Annotated in this window: 20 protein-coding genes; 1 reads left to right on the forward strand and 19 read right to left on the reverse strand. The window is 41.9% G+C overall.

Annotated elements, in window-relative coordinates:
- Window positions 1-529 precede the first annotated feature (529 nt).
- Window positions 530-1,597: an AI-2E family transporter gene (locus ACGTNI_RS03785; protein WP_085508624.1), complete on the reverse strand. Its 1,068-nt coding sequence runs from the start codon at window positions 1,595-1,597 to the stop codon at window positions 530-532.
- A gap of 237 nt (window positions 1,598-1,834) precedes the next feature.
- Here ACGTNI_RS03785 and ACGTNI_RS03790 point away from each other — a divergent pair, with 237 nt between their 5' ends.
- Window positions 1,835-2,524 (forward strand): low temperature-induced protein, encoded by a 690-nt coding sequence (locus ACGTNI_RS03790; RefSeq protein ID WP_394460170.1) that lies wholly within the window; start codon window positions 1,835-1,837, stop codon window positions 2,522-2,524.
- A 96-nt stretch (window positions 2,525-2,620) separates the two neighbouring features.
- On the opposite strand, the gene ACGTNI_RS03795 is transcribed toward ACGTNI_RS03790, so the two are convergent.
- The 18 genes from ACGTNI_RS03795 to ACGTNI_RS03880 all read right to left on the reverse strand — a co-directional run bounded on the left by ACGTNI_RS03795 (window position 2,621) and on the right by ACGTNI_RS03880 (window position 20,007).
- A complete protein-coding gene (locus tag ACGTNI_RS03795; protein WP_394460172.1) occupies window positions 2,621-3,496 on the reverse strand; it encodes a Gfo/Idh/MocA family oxidoreductase in 876 nt (291 codons plus the stop codon).
- Window positions 3,497-4,133: 637 nt separating this feature from the next.
- Complete coding sequence (msrB, locus tag ACGTNI_RS03800; protein ID WP_394460174.1) at window positions 4,134-5,096, reverse strand: peptide-methionine (R)-S-oxide reductase MsrB; 963 nt, start codon at window positions 5,094-5,096, stop codon at window positions 4,134-4,136.
- A 91-nt stretch (window positions 5,097-5,187) separates the two neighbouring features.
- Window positions 5,188-5,718 carry a VrrA/YqfQ family protein gene (gene vrrA / locus ACGTNI_RS03805; RefSeq protein WP_394460176.1) on the reverse strand — a complete coding sequence of 177 codons (531 nt, stop codon included), beginning with the start codon at window positions 5,716-5,718 and terminating at the stop codon, window positions 5,188-5,190.
- Window positions 5,719-5,786: 68 nt separating this feature from the next.
- Window positions 5,787-6,473: a uracil-DNA glycosylase gene (locus tag ACGTNI_RS03810; protein WP_394460178.1), complete on the reverse strand. Its 687-nt coding sequence runs from the start codon at window positions 6,471-6,473 to the stop codon at window positions 5,787-5,789.
- A gap of 382 nt (window positions 6,474-6,855) precedes the next feature.
- Window positions 6,856-7,104, reverse strand: coding sequence for a DUF2584 family protein (locus ACGTNI_RS03815; RefSeq protein WP_085508629.1), 249 nt, complete (start codon window positions 7,102-7,104; stop codon window positions 6,856-6,858).
- Between the two features lie 62 nt (window positions 7,105-7,166).
- Window positions 7,167-7,523 (reverse strand): DUF5365 family protein, encoded by a 357-nt coding sequence (locus tag ACGTNI_RS03820; protein ID WP_085508630.1) that lies wholly within the window; start codon window positions 7,521-7,523, stop codon window positions 7,167-7,169.
- 74 nt (window positions 7,524-7,597) lie between these two features.
- The gene (locus ACGTNI_RS03825) at window positions 7,598-10,714 is read right to left on the reverse strand and encodes an AAA family ATPase (protein WP_394460181.1); all 3,117 of its coding nucleotides are present in this window, start codon (window positions 10,712-10,714) and stop codon (window positions 7,598-7,600) included.
- Between the two features lies 1 nt (window position 10,715).
- Window positions 10,716-11,867 carry an exonuclease SbcCD subunit D gene (locus tag ACGTNI_RS03830; protein ID WP_085508632.1) on the reverse strand — a complete coding sequence of 384 codons (1,152 nt, stop codon included), beginning with the start codon at window positions 11,865-11,867 and terminating at the stop codon, window positions 10,716-10,718.
- Between the two features lie 150 nt (window positions 11,868-12,017).
- Entirely contained in the window at window positions 12,018-12,239 is a 222-nt protein-coding gene (locus ACGTNI_RS03835) for a YozE family protein (protein WP_085508633.1), read from the reverse strand.
- Between the two features lie 275 nt (window positions 12,240-12,514).
- Window positions 12,515-13,315, reverse strand: coding sequence for a twin-arginine translocase subunit TatC (tatC, locus tag ACGTNI_RS03840; RefSeq protein WP_085508634.1), 801 nt, complete (start codon window positions 13,313-13,315; stop codon window positions 12,515-12,517).
- Between the two features lie 160 nt (window positions 13,316-13,475).
- Window positions 13,476-13,664 carry a twin-arginine translocase TatA/TatE family subunit gene (locus ACGTNI_RS03845; RefSeq protein WP_085508635.1) on the reverse strand — a complete coding sequence of 63 codons (189 nt, stop codon included), beginning with the start codon at window positions 13,662-13,664 and terminating at the stop codon, window positions 13,476-13,478.
- Window positions 13,665-13,685: 21 nt separating this feature from the next.
- Window positions 13,686-13,901 carry a twin-arginine translocase TatA/TatE family subunit gene (locus ACGTNI_RS03850; protein ID WP_085508636.1) on the reverse strand — a complete coding sequence of 72 codons (216 nt, stop codon included), beginning with the start codon at window positions 13,899-13,901 and terminating at the stop codon, window positions 13,686-13,688.
- 180 nt (window positions 13,902-14,081) lie between these two features.
- Window positions 14,082-14,681 carry a molybdenum cofactor guanylyltransferase gene (gene mobA / locus ACGTNI_RS03855; protein ID WP_085508637.1) on the reverse strand — a complete coding sequence of 200 codons (600 nt, stop codon included), beginning with the start codon at window positions 14,679-14,681 and terminating at the stop codon, window positions 14,082-14,084.
- Entirely contained in the window at window positions 14,678-15,172 is a 495-nt protein-coding gene (locus ACGTNI_RS03860) for a dihydrofolate reductase (RefSeq protein WP_085508638.1), read from the reverse strand. The genes mobA and ACGTNI_RS03860 overlap by 4 nt, the downstream gene beginning before the upstream one ends.
- 14 nt (window positions 15,173-15,186) lie before the next feature.
- The gene (locus tag ACGTNI_RS03865) at window positions 15,187-16,146 is read right to left on the reverse strand and encodes a thymidylate synthase (RefSeq protein ID WP_394460185.1); all 960 of its coding nucleotides are present in this window, start codon (window positions 16,144-16,146) and stop codon (window positions 15,187-15,189) included.
- Between the two features lie 35 nt (window positions 16,147-16,181).
- Window positions 16,182-16,778, reverse strand: a complete 597-nt coding sequence (locus tag ACGTNI_RS03870; protein ID WP_085508640.1) for an HD domain-containing protein — start codon at window positions 16,776-16,778, stop codon at window positions 16,182-16,184.
- A gap of 12 nt (window positions 16,779-16,790) precedes the next feature.
- On the reverse strand, window positions 16,791-17,651 hold the full coding sequence (locus tag ACGTNI_RS03875; protein WP_394460187.1) for a DUF72 domain-containing protein: 861 nt from the start codon (window positions 17,649-17,651) through the stop codon (window positions 16,791-16,793).
- A gap of 685 nt (window positions 17,652-18,336) precedes the next feature.
- Window positions 18,337-20,007 (reverse strand): formate--tetrahydrofolate ligase, encoded by a 1,671-nt coding sequence (locus ACGTNI_RS03880; RefSeq protein ID WP_394460189.1) that lies wholly within the window; start codon window positions 20,005-20,007, stop codon window positions 18,337-18,339.
- Window positions 20,008-20,077: the final 70 nt, after the last annotated feature.

A 20,077-nucleotide genomic window follows, 5' to 3' on the forward strand; every position in this document is an offset into this window, starting at 1 on the left:
GTCCCTTTGTTTTCCTTAATATTGAAGAAAAGGAATAACTTGTTTAACAAATGGAGTATAAAAAATTTTTAAAAGTGTTAAAACGATCTTTAACCCTTGGTGTATCAACATTTCCGGAGGGAGTCTCACCCTTCCCCCACGCCCCTTGCCATATAAGGTACTCGAAATCGTGTTTGGAAAGTCCAGTCCTATTTTGTTATGAGAACCCTATTACAATGGCAAGTTGACCGTATCTTCTGCTCCAAAAGCACTCTAATTCTGATCGAAGTTTCGAGAAACTAACGAACGTATGGTGGCTGGGAAAACAGTGAGACTCCTCGAAAATGCTACGCATTTCCTTCGTGCGGTGTCTTTTCGAAGAAGTATTTCAAAGTCCAGTGGGATGAACATGAGCGGTGAGATCCCGCAAGGCGAAGCCTGAGGAAGCTCACCACATGCCCACGGAAAGCGATCCGTTTTCCAAGCCACCATAATCGCAATCAAGAGTCTCGAAACTCCTTCACAATTAGGAGCTTTGGTGTGAAAATAGTTAAACAACTTTCCTTAGTCTGAAAAAGGAGTACAAATTTTTAATGGTAACTTTAACAACAGCATATAGAGGAATAGCGATTAGCATCCCTATAAATCCATATAATGACGCCGCAGTTATCAAAAGGAAAATAATGGTCAAAGGATGAACATCCAAACGATTTCCGAGCACCACCGGGGCAACCAGACTGCTTTCCATTTGCTGGACAATTGCCATGGTAATCAGTACATATACGACCATGGAAGGTTCTTGTGTCAGTGCAACGATAAGAGATGGCAGTATACCGATGATTGGACCAAAAAATGGAACTACAGCGGTAAGTGTTACAAATATGGACAGTACCAGAGCATAATCAAGACCGATGATTAAATAACCGATATACATCAATACTCCATCGACTACTGCCACTGTGATTTGACCAATAATATAGGCGGACAATGTCTGGCTGATATTTTTTAATATCTTTTGACCTTCCTGATCATGCTTTTCAGGGATGAGTCTTAACATAAATGGAATAAAGCGATGATCATCTTTCAAAAAATAAAACAATACGAAGGGAACTACGATAAGCACAGTGGCTGCACTGGTAATAGCGCTTAAGACTTCCGGCAAATTTTCACCTACAGTCTGAACCATGTCTCCCGAAAAGCTGGTAGCTTTTTGTCTGAGGCTGCTTATAGAAATCATCCCCATATCGTTTTCTTCAATCGCCTGTTCTGTTTTTTCTGCAGATTTCTTCAGATCTTCCGGTAACTTATTCGTGATATTGGAAATTTGTTGTTGCAGTGTCTCAGCCATAATTAAATAGGCAGTATAAATAAGACCAGCTATCCCTGCAAAAACAATTACCACCGCTAAGCTATTCGGCACATATTTATACTTGGAAAAGAATCTTACGAACGGCCGCAAAATGAAATAGAGAAATCCAGCGATCAATATCGGATAAAACACGCTCTCTATTACTACTTTGACTGGTTCAAAGAATCCAAGAACCTTCAAAAAGAAAATACTGATTAGAATTAATATTAAACCGGTTATATATTTGAAAAAGGGGTGTTTCGTCCACATTCATTTTCTCTCCTTACTGCTGGCACAATTTTTCATTTACCATCACTCATACCACTGATCGGTTGGTTTCTAACCTCAGTTAACTTTGTAGAAACAGGAATTACCGTTTATTATTCTTCAATATTACCCTTATTAATTAAAGTTTTTACGAAAAGGAAAACGAGCCGTGATGCATACAATTTTTGTTAACGGGGTATGGGGTAATATGTACAAATTCAAAGGAGGATGATGCTGATTATGGATAAAAAGCTCATTGGAGGCGTATTCACTCACGTGGGAGACGCAGAACGAGCAATCAGAGATTTACAGAATCATGGTTATAGCGGTAATGACATTTCTGTCTTTGCCCAGGATAAAAACAAGGTTAATGTGCTGGAAGATGAAACAGATACCACCGTTACATCCAATAAAGGCGGCAGGGGTAAAAACGCTGGTAAAGGTGCCGGAATCGGAGCAGCTTCGGGCGGTGTCCTGGGGGGCATTGCCGGTTTAATAACAGGTCTTGGTCTTCTGGCTATCCCAGGAATCGGTCAAATTGCAGCGGCTGGTCCGATTGCAGCAGCACTATCTGGCGCAGGCATCGGTGCCGGCGGCGGAGGAATCGTCGGAGCCATGGTAGGAGCTGGTATGCCGGAAGCAGAAGCAAAACAGTATGAACAATATTTAAAAGATGGAAAGACGATTGTACTGGTTGAAGCGGACGAAAAGAATGAAGAAAAAGTCTACCGTACCTTCCTGACAAACAAGACAGAAAATAAATCCATGTATCCTAACAATATAGTTAATAATGAAACAAGCCATAACAGAGACCCACTTGAAAATGTGGATTTGACACAAAGTGAAGACTCAGGTCCAGAAAGGAAAACCAGCTGGATTAATGAGAACTCGAATCAGACGACTGGAACCAGGAGCCGAAGCAGACGATAGACAATTTAAGTTGCATTAAAAGCAAATAGTCCAACCATATGGATGATCACACAATAGTAGAACACAAAAAGCCCAGAGGTAAACTCTGGGCTATCTTTATACTAGAATTACTTTCTTTTCTTTACTACTTTGAAAGGCAGCCTCAATAATTTTAATAACGGATAACCCTTCATATGCTGTAACAGGAAGACATTTTCCCTCCAAAACATTTTCAGCAAATTTTTCATAATAAGTTGTATAGGAGCCATTTAATGTTTCAATCAACTCTTGCTTTACTTCTTCCCCATCTACTGTATGAAGTTCTCCATAAAATTGTGGATCATCTGCTCCCCACGTATAATCGGTCGGCTTTTTGCCAGCTATAAGTGCAGATTCCTGTCCATCAAGGCCATATTTAATAAAGCTTCCTTTTGTTCCATGCACCTGAAAACGCGGTCCACTCTCTGGAACAATTGAGCCAGAATGTAAAATAACTCGTAGCTTATCGTATCCTAAAGTAATATGGAAATAATCATCCGTTTCCGCTTTTTCTCTTTGTGCAAATACATCGGCTGATACGAATTGTGGCCAGCCAAAAAGATGTAAGGCTTGATCTATAAGATGAGAGCCTAAATCATATAGTATGCCCGAGCCAGGGCCTGAGGCAATTTTAATTAGTTCCTCTGCCTCCCAAGTTTTAACAACCATCGGTTTCTCCAATATTACATGCTTTCCGGCCATTAAGCTTTGTTTTGCCATTTCAAAGTGCATACCGCTTGGTGTTGTAATAATGACTAAATCAGTCGTTTGATCTTCAAGAACCTCTTCTAAGCTACCTACTACAACTACATTTCCTAAATCCTTTTGAACCTCTTTCTTTTTAGAACTAACAACTTTCGTCAACTCATATTCCTTTAATACACTAAGAAATGGCGCATGGAATGTAGCACCTGAAAAGCCATATCCAACTAAGCCAACTTTGATTTTTCTCATTTGATTACCCCTCCACTTTCTTCTGTCACAATTCAGACACACCGAGACGCCCCGGACGGTTCTGGTGCTTCTTCAGAAATCATTAACCAAGGATGAACATATAAAAGAAATCACTTTAATACGTAACTTTATATTTTCAGAATTCTAAAAACATTTTAAGCACCATTCAGTATTTTCATATTTTTTCCTAACTATATTAATCTATCTCTTATTGAATCTTTTATCCGCTTATGTAACATGGATAACTCATAATTGATTGATCTTTTTTAAAAAAGCATCAATACGTTTTCTTCTTGTTCCTTCCGTAATTTTCCAGTATCCAAAAGTTATTGTCCTGTCTGCTAAAAGTGAGATGATCTCCATTACTTTTTTCATGAGTACATTTTTTTCGTGTAAGTAATATCAATCACTATCCTTATTCAATTCTCCAATCAAAGTTGAATCCCTTCCCATGTTAAAAAGCAGGAGCTCTTAGGTGAGCTTCCTGCTTAATCAACATAAAGTATTTCGACTTAATTATAGTTGAAGAAATACATCGCTCTTTTTCTCCAACCAGCTCACACACTCCACATGTGTCGTCTAAGTGCTACAAAGTCACATTAATTCCATTTAATATCTCAGGTTATCTAAGATGACATTAATCAAACAAATAACGGAGATATCCATACCCTTCTTCTTCCATCTTCTCCTTAGGTACGAATTTAAGTGCTGCTGAATTGATGCAGTACCGAAGACCGCCTTTATCTCTCGGACCATCTTCAAAAACATGCCCGAGATGGGAGTCCCCTTCCTGACTTCGCACCTCGGTCCTGATCATCCCGTGGGAAGTATCAGTGTTTTCTGCCACTTGCTGTTTTTCGATCGGTTTGGTAAAGCTTGGCCATCCGCAGCCGGCATCGTATTTATCCGTAGAACTAAATAATGGTTCCCCGGATACGATATCTACATAAATGCCCTCTTCCTCGTTATCGTTGTATTCATTACGGAACGGCGGTTCTGTGCCATTTTCCTGGGTGACAAAATACTGCATATCCGTCAGCTGATGCTTCAGTTCATCCTTGTCCTTTTTATAACCCCAGTTCTCTTTGATGAAATCAGCTCGGCCGGAACCTTTTTTATACAGGTTATAATGAAACGACTGTTTTTTATAGTAGTCCTGATGGGCTTCTTCAGCAGGGTAGAAAGGTTTAGCTGGCAGTATTTTGGTTACAATCGGATCTTTAAATTTGCCACTTTCCTCAAGAGTTCGCTTACTGCTTTCAGCTATTAGCTTCTGTTCTTCGTCATGGTAAAATATGGCAGTTGTGTAATGTTCCCCCCGGTCGTTGAACTGTCCTCCTGGATCGGTAGGGTCGATCTGCTGCCAAAATATTTCGACCAACCGCTCGTAAGAAAAAATTTCAGGATTGTATGTGATCTCTACCGCTTCCACGTGCCCTGTATCTTTCGTAAAAACATCTTCATAGGAAGGGTTCTCTGTATGGCCGCCCGTATATCCGGAAACCACCTTCTCTATACCCGGTCGTTCATCAAATGGCTCGACCATGCACCAGAAACAGCCGCCAGCAAAGGTAGCTTTTTTCAAATTCTGTTCAGACATATTTAAAACCTCCAAGAAGAAAGTGTGAATATAACACGTATTTCCCTTATTCTTTCGGTTTTAGGAAAAAAAATCAAGTCACATGCACAGCTCAAATATATAATTTGGGCTGTGATGTGCCTTGATTAGAACGAGATCCTTTATTAGAACGTAACGCACCGGATGATTCCTCGTGTCTCCTAGTGCTTTCCCGATTGCTGCTCACTCTTGACTCCATTCTATCCGGAGATCTTAGAGAACTTTCTGCCTGTGTTTCTGTTTCTCCATCAGGCTCGCGCATGATTTTCCATAGATTGATCAATGTTGGTATGTTTTTTACCATCGGTCCATATTGCTGGATCATCGGTGCAGCACTCTGTGCCACTTTCAGTACTTGCTGTGCGTTCCCAAGCATAGAAGCAAAATCAGTACCGCCCCCCTGAACGGCTCCAAAGCCTCCACGCGCTGCAGCACCTGCTCCTCTTTTAGCTAAAAGTTTGGATAGGAATCCTTGCTTTTGCGGCATTCCCCTAAACTGATTGCCCATTCCGAACTGATTACCATACGGCCCGATTTGAAAAGGCGATTGCCCGCCAAACCCTGGTGGTCTTCCTCCCATCGGAGGTCTTGCAGGTGGAAACATATCTATCCCTCCGTACTCATTGTCTCGTCATAGGATAGTATATGTGCACCTGCTGAGTTTGCATGGGCTTAAGCCCTTGTTACGTGATGTGGCAGCTCCCAATCGATCGGCGACTCGCCTATTTCCTCCAGGAAACGATTAGCTTTTGAAAATGGGCGACTGCCGAAAAATCCTCGATACGCCGATAATGGACTGGGATGTGGGGATTGAATCACATAGTGACGGCCGCGATCGACAAACGAAGCCTTCTTCTGCGCATGTTTTCCCCACAGCATGAATACTACTGGCTTTTCTCTTTCATTCAACGCCTCAATGACTTCATCGGTGAATGTTTCCCAGCCTGCTCCCTGATGGGAGTGTGCCTGATGTGCCCTGACAGTCAGCACATTATTCAATAATAATACCCCTTGCTCGGCCCACGGCTTTAAATAGCCATGATTAGGAATTTCAAACCCTACATCAGCTTCCAGTTCTTTATATATATTTTTTAAAGACGGCGGTATATCAATCCCCGGCTTAACTGAAAAACTGAAACCATGTGCTTGATCTGGCCCATGATATGGATCTTGTCCTAAAATGACTACTTTTGTATTTTGATAGGATGTTGTATGCAGAGCCTGATAAATCTCATGCATGTCCGGGTAAACGGTATGATGGTGGTATTCCTTTTTCAGAAACTCCCGTAGCTTCTGGTAGTATTTTTTTTCAAACTCCTGCTCCAGCAGTGGCGCCCAATCGTTATGTAATATCTTCATATCCCTCACCCTTCCTTTCACAACTCTATAAAAATAATAACAAAACCTATCAATTTAACAAAAAAATTCTCCAGGTAAATGCAACCTGGAGAATGGATAGGATTTCCCGCTTCATTCACTTTTATTCTGATACCAAATCTGCTGTAATGATCAAGCCTATAAAACCACTTAGAATTAAACCAAACAAAACACTGCTGAGCATGTTATCTTCCCCCTATTGAAAATATTCATGTAGCTACTTAAAGTATAAGGTGAATATCTTCATAACAAACGTAGGGAATGTGGCAATTCTTTGAATCTTGTTGGGACAAAGGGAAATAATTCAGCAAAGTATTTCCCGGGCAAGCGCAAAAACAGACGCCTTTCGCTATACGGAGATCCGTTAATTGACACTATATAGCGAAATTAGTTGATATTTGCAAGTAGTCTGTTGATTTTTGAAAATCAATTCGACAACTTTCCCGCTTCCGATCAAATCCGCATCCGGATGGCGCTTGATTTCGATTATTTCCTCCATGGGAAATATTTTATAACCCTCGAAAGTGATCTCAAATATATTATCCTCTGCATTGATCCGTTTTTCCTGGCCTTCCGTAATCATTTTCCATTCCATTGAAAATGGTGTAGACATGGCTAAACCTCCGCTCTTCTTTACTTTTATCCTATTTAATTACAAAGAGAATTACAAGCATCTTAGTGGTAGCGGCGATAATTTTTTTCAGGAAGTTCGAATAACCGTGCTTCAAAAGGAAAGGAAACTCCGTGTTTGGTGAGTATCTTTTTATTAGATTCAAACAGATAGCCGTATTTTTCCTGCTTATTTGAGGAAGCATCCAGCAGATGGATAATCGTCTGAAGCGCAATCGTCATTTCAATGATGTCAGCCTGATCCTTGACATCCAAATCTGGCAAGTGAAAAATATCAGTGTTTCCTAATTGTCTTAAATAAGATGTAGAAAGATAACATGGTAATATTTCGTCTTGAAATTGTCCCCATAGCCCATGTAACTCTTCCACCTGAGCTGTCGTTGGTGCATTAATAACTTTCATGTGAAACGCCCTCTCTGCTTCTAACATGTGCATTTAATAATATAACATGAGAGAAACATAGTTTTAAAAAGTAATTAATGGAATACAAACTGTACCGTTGAGCCTTCCGGACTTGGTGAAATATGGAGCTTCGCTTTAATTTCCTCTTTCAATTGGGGAACATGGGAAATGATCCCAAGCATACGGTTGCCGTCCTGCAAATCTTTCAGACAGCCGATCGCTTGCTCTAACGATAAATCATCAAGGGTGCCGAAGCCTTCATCGATGAACAGAGTATCCAGCTGCACGCCTCCTGCATGAGCCTGGACGACATCAGCCATTCCTAAGGCAAGGCTCAATGCTGCCTTGAATCCCTCACCACCTGAAAGTGTTCGGACCGAACGCTGCAGCCCTGTGTGATGATCCATAACTTCCAAATCAAGACCACTCTGGGCTCCACGTTTTGCGACCTGGTCACTTCTGATCAGCTGGTAGCGATGATCAGTCATTTGATCGAAGCGGATGTTTGCCTGCATAAGAATCTCATCTAAGAATGCAGAAAGAACGTACCGTTCAAAGGATAGACGCAAGTGATTTTCTCCTCTGGCTAAATCGGCAAGTTCACCAATATCATAATAATCGTTCAGCAATTGCTCCTGTTCCTTATATAACGACTCCACCGCTGTTTGAACGTCCTGAATCATTTTAAGATGCAGTTCGGCTTCGTTTTTACGCGAAGCGAGTACTTCTTTCACTTTCTCTTCCTGCTCGAGCTTTGCTTGTAATGATTCTATTTCAGGTTCTTCCTTGTCTTTCAAGTGTGCTTCCAGTTCCGCGGTCTGCTCTCCATTCGTGACCAGCTTCTGCTTGTACTGTTCCAGTTTATATTTTAATTTTTCCCAGTCTTCCTTAGGAAGCTTAACCGCCTGGTAGGCTTCTAAACTGGCAAAATCGTACTTGGTTAGCTGTTCCTCTAACTTCTCCTGCCATTTTGCGACCATCTGTCTGCTTTCTTCTGTATAATTGGTAAGCTCAGAAACTTCCACTTCCAGCTTTTGCAGTTGTTCTTTCTTCTTTTCAAACCGTTCTTTTACTTCTTCCCATTCTGCTACAGCCTGGTGATAATCCCGTTCCATACGGGCAATCGTTTCTTTCATTTGCCCTAAACCGTCCAGGGTGGTGTTCATTCCTTCACTCAACTTTTCGATCCATGTTTCTGTTTTCACGAAACTGTTCTCAAGCTGATTGTATTGTTCCCGCTCAGCTTCCAGTTCGCTTTGATAGGCTTCCAGCTGATTATCCAACCGCTTCGCTTTTTCATTTGCATCAGCTATTTCTTTCAGTTTGGCCTCTATTTCCGTTATTTTCTGTTGATACATAGCCATCGCTTCTGCCTGTTTTTGCTGTACTTTCTTAATCGTTTCCTCCTGAAGGTCAGGAACATGTTCAGCGACTTCTTCATGAACCGCTACGAGTAACTGTTTTTGTGATTGTCCTTCCGCCTTCAGTTGTATATTTTGCTCTTCCTCTTTCTTGACAGCTTCTTCAGCCTGCCGGTACTTTTCCTGTAACTGCTCGACAACCTCCAGGGATGAAGTTCCCTGGCTGGATGCCCCAGCCGGAGAAGGATGGTGTTCAGAACCGCACACCGGGCAGGGTTCTCCTGCTTCAAGGGAACTCGCTAACAGGAAAGCGTGCTGCTGATTCAATTCTTTTTGCTTTTCATCCAGCTGGTTCTTCATATGCTCGGCTTCCGAAACCTTTTTATCGTATTGCCGTCTGAAATCCCGGTACCTGTTTCGCATCTTCAAGATGTCTTCATTAACTTTGACTAATTTTTCGATTCTATTTTGAATGGTTTTTTGTTCCTGAAAATCCTGCTTCCACTGATAATAAGCTTTATTCCATTCACTTTCCCGCTTAAGCATCCCCTGGAGCTCTGTCCTTTCCCGTTTGTTCGCTTCAACTGCATGCTTCAGCTTTTGAATAGCTTGAGATTTTCCTTCCAGCTGCTTTCTGGCCTTTTCTTTCTCTTCGTGAAGGACTTTCAGTTTGTTAAGTTTCTCCAGCTCCTCTTTGTTTCGTTTGATATCTTCCTTTAACCGCTCCCGCTCTGGTTCTTTTTCTGATTCTTGTTCATATGTTTTCTGAAGTTTGACGAACTGTTCGCGGTTTTCAGCAAGATAAGTCTGTTTTTGTTCTAACTGTGCTTTCAAGCGTTCATAATCCTGCTGCCGGCTCTTCCATTGCTCCTCGACCGGTATCACTTCCATCGCATTTTCAGCTTGCGACAGTTTTTCTTTCACTTTTTCCATTTCCGGCTGTTGCTGCATCAATGCTTGTTTTTCTTCCTGGTATTTTTTCAACCTCGAAAAATCTTCCTGCAACTGCTTGGCCTGGTAAAAGGACTCCTGCGTCTTTTTTAACTTGACGTTTTGTTTTGTCAGCTGCTCCTCCACGTGCTGTAGGGAACTCTGCCCCTGTTTTTCTTTTTGTTCCAGCATTGTCAAGATCTCTTTCGGATCTTCTAACGTATCAACATCTTCATCTTCGTCCCAGGTAACTTTAGTTGTCTCTTGTTTGATCTTCCATTGATACTGGCTTATCTCTTCTTTTAATTGCCTGGAGTGCTGTTTAAGCTCCTCCGTGACTCTTTCATAAAAATGGGTATGGAAAATGCGTTGGAGTATTTCTTCCCGTTCTTTACTGTTCTCTGAAATAAGTTTTCGAAATTCTCCCTGTGGAATCATGATCATTTTACGAAATTGCTCATAATCGAGGCTGATCATCTCTTCCAGCGTTTCATTCACTTCTTTAATACGAGAAGCTGCTAATATTTCTTTTTCTCCATCAAGCAGATACAATTCTGCTTTTGCAGGATCCTCGGTAAACCCCTCACCTCTCGCTTTTTTCTTCGGCTGTTTCGGTGTTCGGATAACACGATAGGTTTTCCCTCTCAGTTCAAACACAAATTCAACACTTGTCTGTTCATCCGGTTCAGCAAAGTGACTGCGCAAGGTATCCTGATCCCGATCGCTGCCACTTGCTTTTCCGTATAATGCAAAGCACATAGCATCAAATATCGTCGTTTTTCCCGCTCCAGTCGGACCAGTTACTAAAAATATCGATTCTTCCCCGAGTCTGCTGAAATCGATATGCTGTCTCCCACGATAAGGTCCGAATGCGGTAACAGTTAATGTAATAGCTTTCATGTCATTTCACCCGCTCTTCAGTCATTAATTTATTGATGACTTGTTCAATATGCCGGCTCCTCTTTTCAGGGATAGCGTCCCCTTTCATTTCTTCATAAAAGGAAGCAAATAAATCCGTATGAGACATTTCCTGACGTTCTTTGATTTTTGTGAGATCCTGTAGCTTTTTTTGTGAGGAGAGCATATTCCGTTCGAGTCGTAATATATTTGGGTATTTCCTCCGTAACTTCCCCATCGGATCCACTAACTGACCGTCATCCAGCAATTTCACATGAAGATAATTTTCCGGATGAGCAGGCAAATCCTGATTCAAAAAGTCATCCAGGTAGCCTTCTACAACTTCAAGGTCCCGTCGTGGTTTTAGGGGCACTTGTCTGAAGGTGGTATCTTCACCGGTCAGGTCTACAATTGTGACACCCTTTCGGTGGTTCGCTTCAGAAAAAGAATACTTTAAGATGGACCCACTGTAACGAATATGTTCGGACCTTACCCGTTGTGGCTGATGCAAATGCCCTAATGCCACGTAGGAAAAATCCTCAAACAGTTCTGCATCGATATATGGACTCCCGCCTATCATCGATAACCTTTCTTCCGATTCTGTTTCCATTCCACCGGCTAAAAAGGAATGACCGACCCACACATGGCGCTCTGACATATCATGATTCGATTTTATATGTTCAATCATCCGTTCCGCAGCCTGGTGATGAGATTGGACGCGATCATCGTCAAAAAACTGTCTTACTTCCGCCGGTTCCAAATAAGGGACCAGATGAAAATGGACCGGCCCATGTTCGTCGTGCAACGTGACAGGTTGAAATTCACCTTTTAATTTTGTATCTAAATATAATTGCTGAGACCGGAATAACTGACTGCCGAACTCCAGTCTATCCGGACTATCATGGTTTCCTGAAATCGCTAATACCGGGATTTTTTTATCGATTACCAATCCCGTCAAAACATCATTCAACAATTCAACCGCTTCTCTTGGAGGGATCGAACGATCATATAAATCGCCTGCGATAATGATTGCATCCGGCTGCTCGTCATCTACTATCTTCATAAATTCTTGTAAAATATAGCGCTGGTCCTCCGTCATATGTACACTGTTGACAATTTTACCAAGATGCCAGTCTGCGGTATGTAATAGTTTCATAGAATACCCTCACTTTCATACTTGAATACACTGTTCATAGTATAAGCTTATTATACACGAACGTGGGTTCCGTTACGAACAACAGGGAAATGTTACCTGTTGGTAAAATGAAAAACCGCACAACCAGCCAGCTGCACGATTCCATTTTAACTATTCTTTTTCATCCACTTGATAAGACTCCCATAACCGATCAAAAACGCTAAGTGCTTCTGGGAATGGAGCATTCCATTCCAGATAGTCACTAACTTCATGATAAGATGTAGATTGCTTAGGAAAACTATGATCCTCAAACATCCAGTCTGCCAATTCTTTTTCGTGATCTTGCTGCTTGTTCCCTCTGAATCGCATCATATAATGGTAAAATGAACGCACCCAAAGCTCCCCCTTACTTCATACGAACTATTGTATAAGTTTTATCATGGTTTTTCGTTAAAATCAATGAATTAGTGATAAACCTCACTTCCAGACCTAAAGTATGCTGGTATTATATAGATGTGCAAGTGATGATCCTTTGTTTGTGCTTTGGCCTTGACTGTAAAAACAGTTGAGGTCTTTTTTTTTGAAAAATTACAGCCCTTTAGCTCCTGCATGCTTAGACTATATCGCTACATAAAAACCCGCTGTCACAGAGGACAGCGGGTTTATTGTCAGCTTCCATACTCATCATCTTCGAAATCCTGCTCCATAAATTCGCGGTGATGCTTTAATTTTTTGCGATACACGACACGAGAGAGAATGATACTCACTTCGTATAAGATAATCAGTGGAACGGCTGTCACCAGCTGTAAAATAAAATCAGGTGGTGAAATCATGGTACCTATGATGATCAATACAAAATACGCATACTTTCTGATTTTCACTAACATAACAGGGTTGATCACGCCCAGGCTTGTCAAGAACATTGTGATGATAGGTATTTCAAATAAAATAGCAAACGGGATGGTCACCCGGAACAAAAACTTGAAATAACGATCGACCGTGAAAATTTCATTGAACATTCCATCATTCAAGGATAACAAGAACGGAAGTATCAATTGGATAAAAATGACATAACCGAAAGTCAATCCAGCTAAAAATAACAAAAATATAGCCGGGATATAAGAAAGAGAAACCTTTGTCTCTTTCGGTGTCAAAGCCGGTTTTACAAATAGCCAGATTTGCAGGCTGAGAATTGGCAGTGTACCGATCAAAGCAACGATACTTGCCATGGAGAAATAAATCCAGATGATCTCCCCAGGGCTCGTTACATGTAAGTCGAATGCGAGATCACTGACAAAGAACTCATAAATATCTTTAATAAAAATGAATCCAGTAATAAAAAAGGCCACAAAGGAGACAAGGGTCCAAATGATCCGCTTTCTCAGTTCTGTTAAATGGTCTGTCAAATTCATTTCGACGTCTTCTATTTGTTTCTGTTTTTTCAACCTCAACACCTCCCGCTGCACCATTCCAGTTTAAAGCTCAAGCGTTATGTACTCATGCTCGTTTGACGTGCCGGCATAACCTGCATCTTGCAGGGGGCCGTCAAGCATATGCAAATGTAAAACTTCCTATCCCACAAGTAAAGAAGATGCAAGGTCGCCCCTTACACCTTCCTGGTATTCATTGTTATTTGTTATCATTTTTATCGTCCGACTTTTTATCATCATCCGACATCATATCATTGGTGGCTTTCTTGAACTCTTTTAAGGAACTGCCTACAGCTTTACCTATTTCAGGAAGCTTGGACGGGCCGAAGATGACTAAAGCAATGACTAGTATCAAAATCAAACCAGGAACGCCGATGTTACTGAACATAACTATCACCTCTAAGAGAGATTATTTATTCGATGATTGCTGATCATCCGTGAACGCTTGTTTTACTTCTTTGACATCACCGGCTACATCGCCTGTCATGTCTTTCGCTGACTTTTTAAATTCACTTAAAGTCTGGCCAGCAGCTTTACCTATTTCAGGAAGTTTTGATGGGCCGAAAATAACCAATGCAATGACTAAAATCAAAATCAACCCAGGTACACCGATACTTGTTAACATTCCTTTCACCATCCTTCCCAAAATAGATTACAAGATAGAAACGATTTATCATGGTCCCATTATAACGGTTCCGCACTTGAAATACTGTAGTTTTTTCACTGTTGTCATAAAATGTTCGATTGTTTAAGCGAATCTTGTCTCAAGCAACTACATTCTACCACGGATTACGGTCCATGTCCTTTAACTCTTAATTATTTTTACAATTTCTTGAGCTTTCTCATAGTCCTTTGGATCGTTCATATTAAAAAAGTGCCTCTCCAGTTCAACCGTATCGATGGATGGAAACTGGTCGACGAACACCGTATCCGTTTCGTTGAATAACGCCTTCATGCTTCTCTTGCCTTGATTTAAAAGCTCCCCGGCTTTCTTATAAACTTCGACTGAGTAAACGCCTGACATCGGGTGGAACTTTCCATTGAAAACGGGGATGGCAATATCATGGCCCACCACCTGTTGTTTTAAAACTTCATAGACAGCCGGAGAAAGGAAAGGAGTATCGCAGGCGGATAACAGATAATAATCAGAAGGAAGATAGTGGATCGCAGCATGCAGTCCCGCCATCGGCCCTTCTCCCTTAAATACATCAGGATAAGAAGGAATATCCACAAAAGCAAAGCGTTCCTTCTGATTAGTGATGATTGCCCTCTGATCTGTTACCATGCTAAGTTTCTCGTCCACCCATTGGATTGTCTTGAAGCCTCCTAGCTCAAGCAGCGCTTTATCGGTTCCCATCCTGCTTGACTGCCCGCCGGCTAATAAGACCCCACAATAGTCTGTCATTTGTTCACCCGATCATACGTACGGAAATAATAATTATACGGATTTTTCTCATCCTTGACACCTTTTTCTTCATGCGTCAATTCCCACTCATCTTCTTTATACTCTGGGAAGTAGGTATCTCCTTGAAAAGTTTCATCAATATAGGTCATATACATACGATCCGCTTGATCAAGAATCTGTTCAAACAATACACTACCGCCAATAACGAACCACTCAGTTTCAGGGTTTTCTTCATTCCACCTCAGTATTTCGCTCATATCATGAATGATTTTACACCCTGGCTGCTGATAGGACTCATCTTTTGTCAGTATGACATTCTCTCTTTTCGGTAATGGGCGATTGAAGGATTCATAGGTTTTTCTTCCCATTATAATGGTATGGCCGATTGTTTTTTCTTTAAAGAATTTCAAATCATTAGGTAAATGCCACGGGAGGTCATTGTCCTTCCCCATAACCCGATTCCTATCCATTGCAAATAGTAGTGATATCATTTCAGTGCTCCCTTCTAAACAGCAACAGGTGCTTTAATGCCTGGATGTGGGTCATAGCCCTCTATTTTCATGTCTTCCATTTCAATATCAAATATGGAGGACTTTTCTTGATTCAGTTTCAGTGCCGGGAAAGCTCTCGGCTCACGAGCCAATTGGGTCTTTACTTGTTCGGTATGGTTGGTGTAAATATGAGCGTCTCCCAGGGTATGGATGAATTCTCCAGGTTCAAGACCGCATTCATGAGCAATAAGATGGGTAAGAAGTGCATAACTGGCAATATTGAACGGAACACCGAGGAAGATATCACCGCTGCGCTGATACAACTGGCAGGAAAGTCTGCCCTCAGCTACGTAAAATTGAAACATGGTATGACACGGCGGCAGAGCCATGTTTGAAGGAACGTCTTCCGGATTCCATGCGGTTACGATATGCCTTCTTGAATCGGGATTAGTTCTAATGTTGTCTATTACTTCTTTGAGCTGGTCAATCGTTTCTCCCTGGGAAGTCTTCCATGCCCGCCATTGCTTTCCGTATACGGAGCCTAGATCTCCATATGCTTCTGCAAAATGATCATCCTCAAGAATTAATTGTTTGAAGCGGTCCATCTGCTCTTGATAAATAGCATGAAAGGCTTCATCCTGCTGACTGCGGATGCCAAAATCCGTCATATCCGGTCCATCATACTCATCGCTTTCCACCCATTTTTTGAACGCCCATTCGTTCCAAATATTATTATTGTGCTGTAAAAGGTAACGAATGTTGGTGTCCCCTTTGATGAACCAGAGCAATTCACTCGCAATCAAGCGGAAAGGCACACGCTTCGTCGTCAGTAACGGAAATCCCTCTGCCAAATCAAATCGAAGCTGCTTTCCAAAAGTGGAATATGTACCTGTGCCAGTCCGATCCCCTTTTTTCGTCCCATTCTCTAACACTTCCTGACACATTTCCAGATAAGCCTGTTCTCCCGTTGTCATATCCCGTCACTCCTCGTCGTTTTCTTTTCTCTATTCTAGCATGTGTGCCACTCCTGATAAAATTGATTTAAATAAGACTCCATTAATGCATGCCGTTCTAAAGCCTCCAGCTTTGCAGACTCGGTATTCATTTTATCCTTAAGTGTCAATAACTTATCATAAAAATGCTGAATAGAGGTTCTTCCTTGTTCTTCATCATAAATTAATTGACCTTTTGCACCACCAAATGCGAAAGTCCTCGCAATTCCTAAGGCACCAATCGCATCAAGACGATCCGCATCCTGCACAATTCTGCCCTCCAATGTCTCAGGAACTTTTCCTTTAGAAAAAGATACATCCTCTATGGCAATTTCGATTTCTGTAATCATTTCAACAGGCACCTTTAGTTCCTTAAGAAAATCGATCATCCTCTTTCTTGCCTGATTAGAGTCAGCGAATAACTTGGCATCTCCTATATCATGCAGCCAGCCTGCAGCTTCAGTCAGAAATAGGCGTGCCCCTTCCTTTTCAGCTATTTGCCTCGCTGTTTTAGCCACACGTTTCATATGAAAGTAATCATGGCCTGTTACATCATTTTCAAACCGTTCTTTTACATAGCTTTCGATTTTCTTTAATAATAAATTCTCATCCATAATTGCTGCTCCTCAAAAGTTGAATAAATCCATTTGTCTTGGATTAAGGTCTTCATATGTGATCCCAAGCATATCAATCAGCTGCTTAGCATTAGCAGCTGCATCGCCGCCGGAATTATTATTAAAAAAGATAGTAATATCCTTTGTTTGCTGCTCCAGTTTCTTAAGGTTTTCTACCCATTCTTCTAATTCTTTCTCGTTATAGCGATAAAGAAAGCGAACAGCACGCCAGTCTTTCCCTTCCCGGCCATTGCGGTTCCATCCATGCACATTCCTTCCATGAAAACGGATTAAGGTCTTATCAGGATGTGTCGGCTCCAGTATGGTAGGCACGGAATTCTCGCCAGCCTGAGGCTCATCGACGATTGTATGAATCCACTTTTCCTCTTTCATGAAGTCAAGCGTCTGCCTTTTATAGTGAGGATCGAACCAGGATTGGTTACGAAACTCTAAAGCCAAGGGCAGGTCCGGCAGCCAGTCTCGTATCGTTTTCAGTTTTTGGATATGTGCTTTTCGAACATCAAACCAAGGAGGAAACTGAAACAGAATAGCATTCAATTTCCCTGCATCTATGACAGGCTGAATGGATTCTCTGTATTCCTCCATCAACGCCTTCGCTTCCTGTAGCGTCAACTTCGAGCGGTCATGTCCTGTAAGCTTTTGATAGGCTTTTATGACAAACGAAAAGTTTTCAGGAGTCTGACTCAGCCATTTGCGATAATTTTTTTCCGGTTGAATGGCATAGAAAGCTGTATCTACTTCGACTACTGGGAAATGGGAGGCGTAAGCGGAAAGCTTGTCTCCTGCAGCTATACGATCATCATATAACAGATCGTGGTCCCCCCAGCCAGTGACTCCAATTTTTATAGTCATTATCTTTCACCTCGCACTATCCATGATTCCTTTGATTGTAGCAAAAATCTCCCCGCTTATCAGCTGGGAGATTCTTTTGTTACATAGTTATATTGAACGTTGTTGTTAATTTACCAAAAGAGGCTTATTCAACAAAAGGGCCGAAAAGTCGAAGACTTGATTTCAAGATATCAAGGGTTCTTTATCATAATCGAGTCAGGGGTGGCTGGGAAACTACTCGCTTTCCTGCGGGGGAACTGGCAAGCCTCCTCGGTCGTTCCTCTCCCTGTGGGGTCTTGCCTAGCCCCTTCTCCCGCGGGAGTCTCGCAGTTTCCCAACCACCCCATCCGAAAGATGAGAAAACGAACCCCTGTCAAATTGTAGTGCCCTTCTAAGTTGCTGAATTATATTTGAAGAAAGGCGAGGGCTTTTAGATTGCATTTCATGCTTAACTCACTCTATATTCGAAGGTTTGAGTACGGATGTTTCCGTTCTCTTATAAATGCAAGGAGGTCCGGAAAATTGCGAGACTCCAATGGGAGAACAGTACATGGTGAGATCCCGCAGGGCTTTAGCCCGAGGAAGCTCACCGTACGCCCATGGAAAGCGAGTGATTTCCCGGACCTCCACACCGTTACTACCGTAACGGAAACAATATATCTTGAAACTGAGCCTTCCATTTAAGGGAGCTTAAATGTAATCCATTTTAGAACAAACCTGTGATGGTCCCGTCCTCTTTCACATCCATATTAAGAGCAGCCGGTTTTTTCGGTAGTCCTGGCATTGTCATAATATCGCCAGTGAGAACAACGATAAAGCCAGCACCTGCTGATGCACGCAACTCTCTGATGTTGACTGTAAAATCCTTTGGCCTGCCAAGCAGACTCGGGTCATCTGATAACGAATATTGGGTTTTAGCCATACAAACAGGCAAGTTACCGAATCCGAGCTTTTCGTATTGGATCAGCTGTTTCTTGGCCTTTGGAGATAATTCTATATCTGCTGCTCCATACACCTTTTGAGCAATCTTGCGAATTTTAAGCTCTAAGTTGTCATCAAGTTCATAAACATACTGGAGGTTCGTTTGTTCTCTTTCACATACTTGAACGACTTTGTCAGCCAGATCCACACCGCCTTCTCCACCTTGAGCGAAAACATCAGCGATTGATACAAGTGCATTCCTGGACTCACACCAATGGTGGACAAAATTCACTTCTTCCTCAGTATCTGTCGGGAACTTGTTGATGGCAATGACATATGGCAGCCCGAAGCCTTCGACAGTTTCCATATGTTTTTTCAGATTTTCCATCCCTTTTTTCAAAGCATCCAAGTCTTCTTCCGCCAACTCATTTTTACCTTTACCTCCATGCATTTTCAGGGCACGGATTGTAGCTACAATGACAACAGCATCCGGCTCAAATTCGCCTGCACGTGTTTTGATATCAATGAATTTCTCCGCTCCTAAATCAGCACCGAAGCCAGCTTCTGTTACAACATAGTCACCCAGCTTTGCAGCGATTTTCGTCGCCACAACACTATTGCACCCATGAGCAATATTAGCGAAAGGACCACCATGGATGATGGCAGGTGTATTTTCCAATGTTTGCACCAGATTTGGTTTAATAGCATCTTTTAAAAGTAATGTCAGAGCACCTTCATACCCTAATTGTCCTACCGTTACAGGTTCTTTATCATACGTATAGCCGATCAGTATTTTTGCAAGACGCTGCTTCAGGTCAGCCATATTTTTGGCCAGGCACAGAACGGCCATGATTTCAGATGCGACGGTAATATTAAAACCATCTTCCCGCGGCATCCCCTGGACAGGACCCCCAAGACCGACGACTACATTTCTTAAAGCCCTGTCATTCAAGTCCATCACACGTTTCCATTCAACTCTTCTCGGGTCAATGTTAAGCTCATTCCCACGGTGAATGTGATTATCGATAAAAGCAGAAAGTGCATTATTGGCAGTTGTTATCGCATGGATATCTCCAGTGAAATGAAGGTTGATGTCCTGCATGGGGACGACCTGAGAATAACCTCCACCCGCAGCTCCACCTTTCAACCCCATTGTCGGACCTAAAGAAGGCTCCCTTAGAGCAATAATAGCCTTTTTATTAATTTTATTCAGTGCCTGTCCCAGTCCTACAGTTACAGTCGACTTCCCTTCTCCTGCCGGTGTAGGATTGATGGAAGTGGTCAAAATGACTTTTCCATCCGGGCGATCGGCCAGTTTATCCAGGAGTTTGTCTGAAAGTTTGGCTTTATAATGTCCATATGGTTCCCAATCATCTTTCGTAAGCGCTAACATTTTTGTTATTTCTTCAATCGGTTTCATTTCGGCTTGCTGCGCGATCTCTATATCCGTCTTCATGTAATAACCCCCTTTTATTATGTACAGTATTTATTTTACCCCAGAGATGACAATCTGTTGATACTCCAAG

The sequence above is a fragment of the Thalassobacillus sp. B23F22_16 genome (assembly GCF_043496955.1).
GTDB classification, from domain to species: Bacteria; Bacillota; Bacilli; order Bacillales; family Halobacillaceae; genus Thalassobacillus; species Thalassobacillus devorans_A.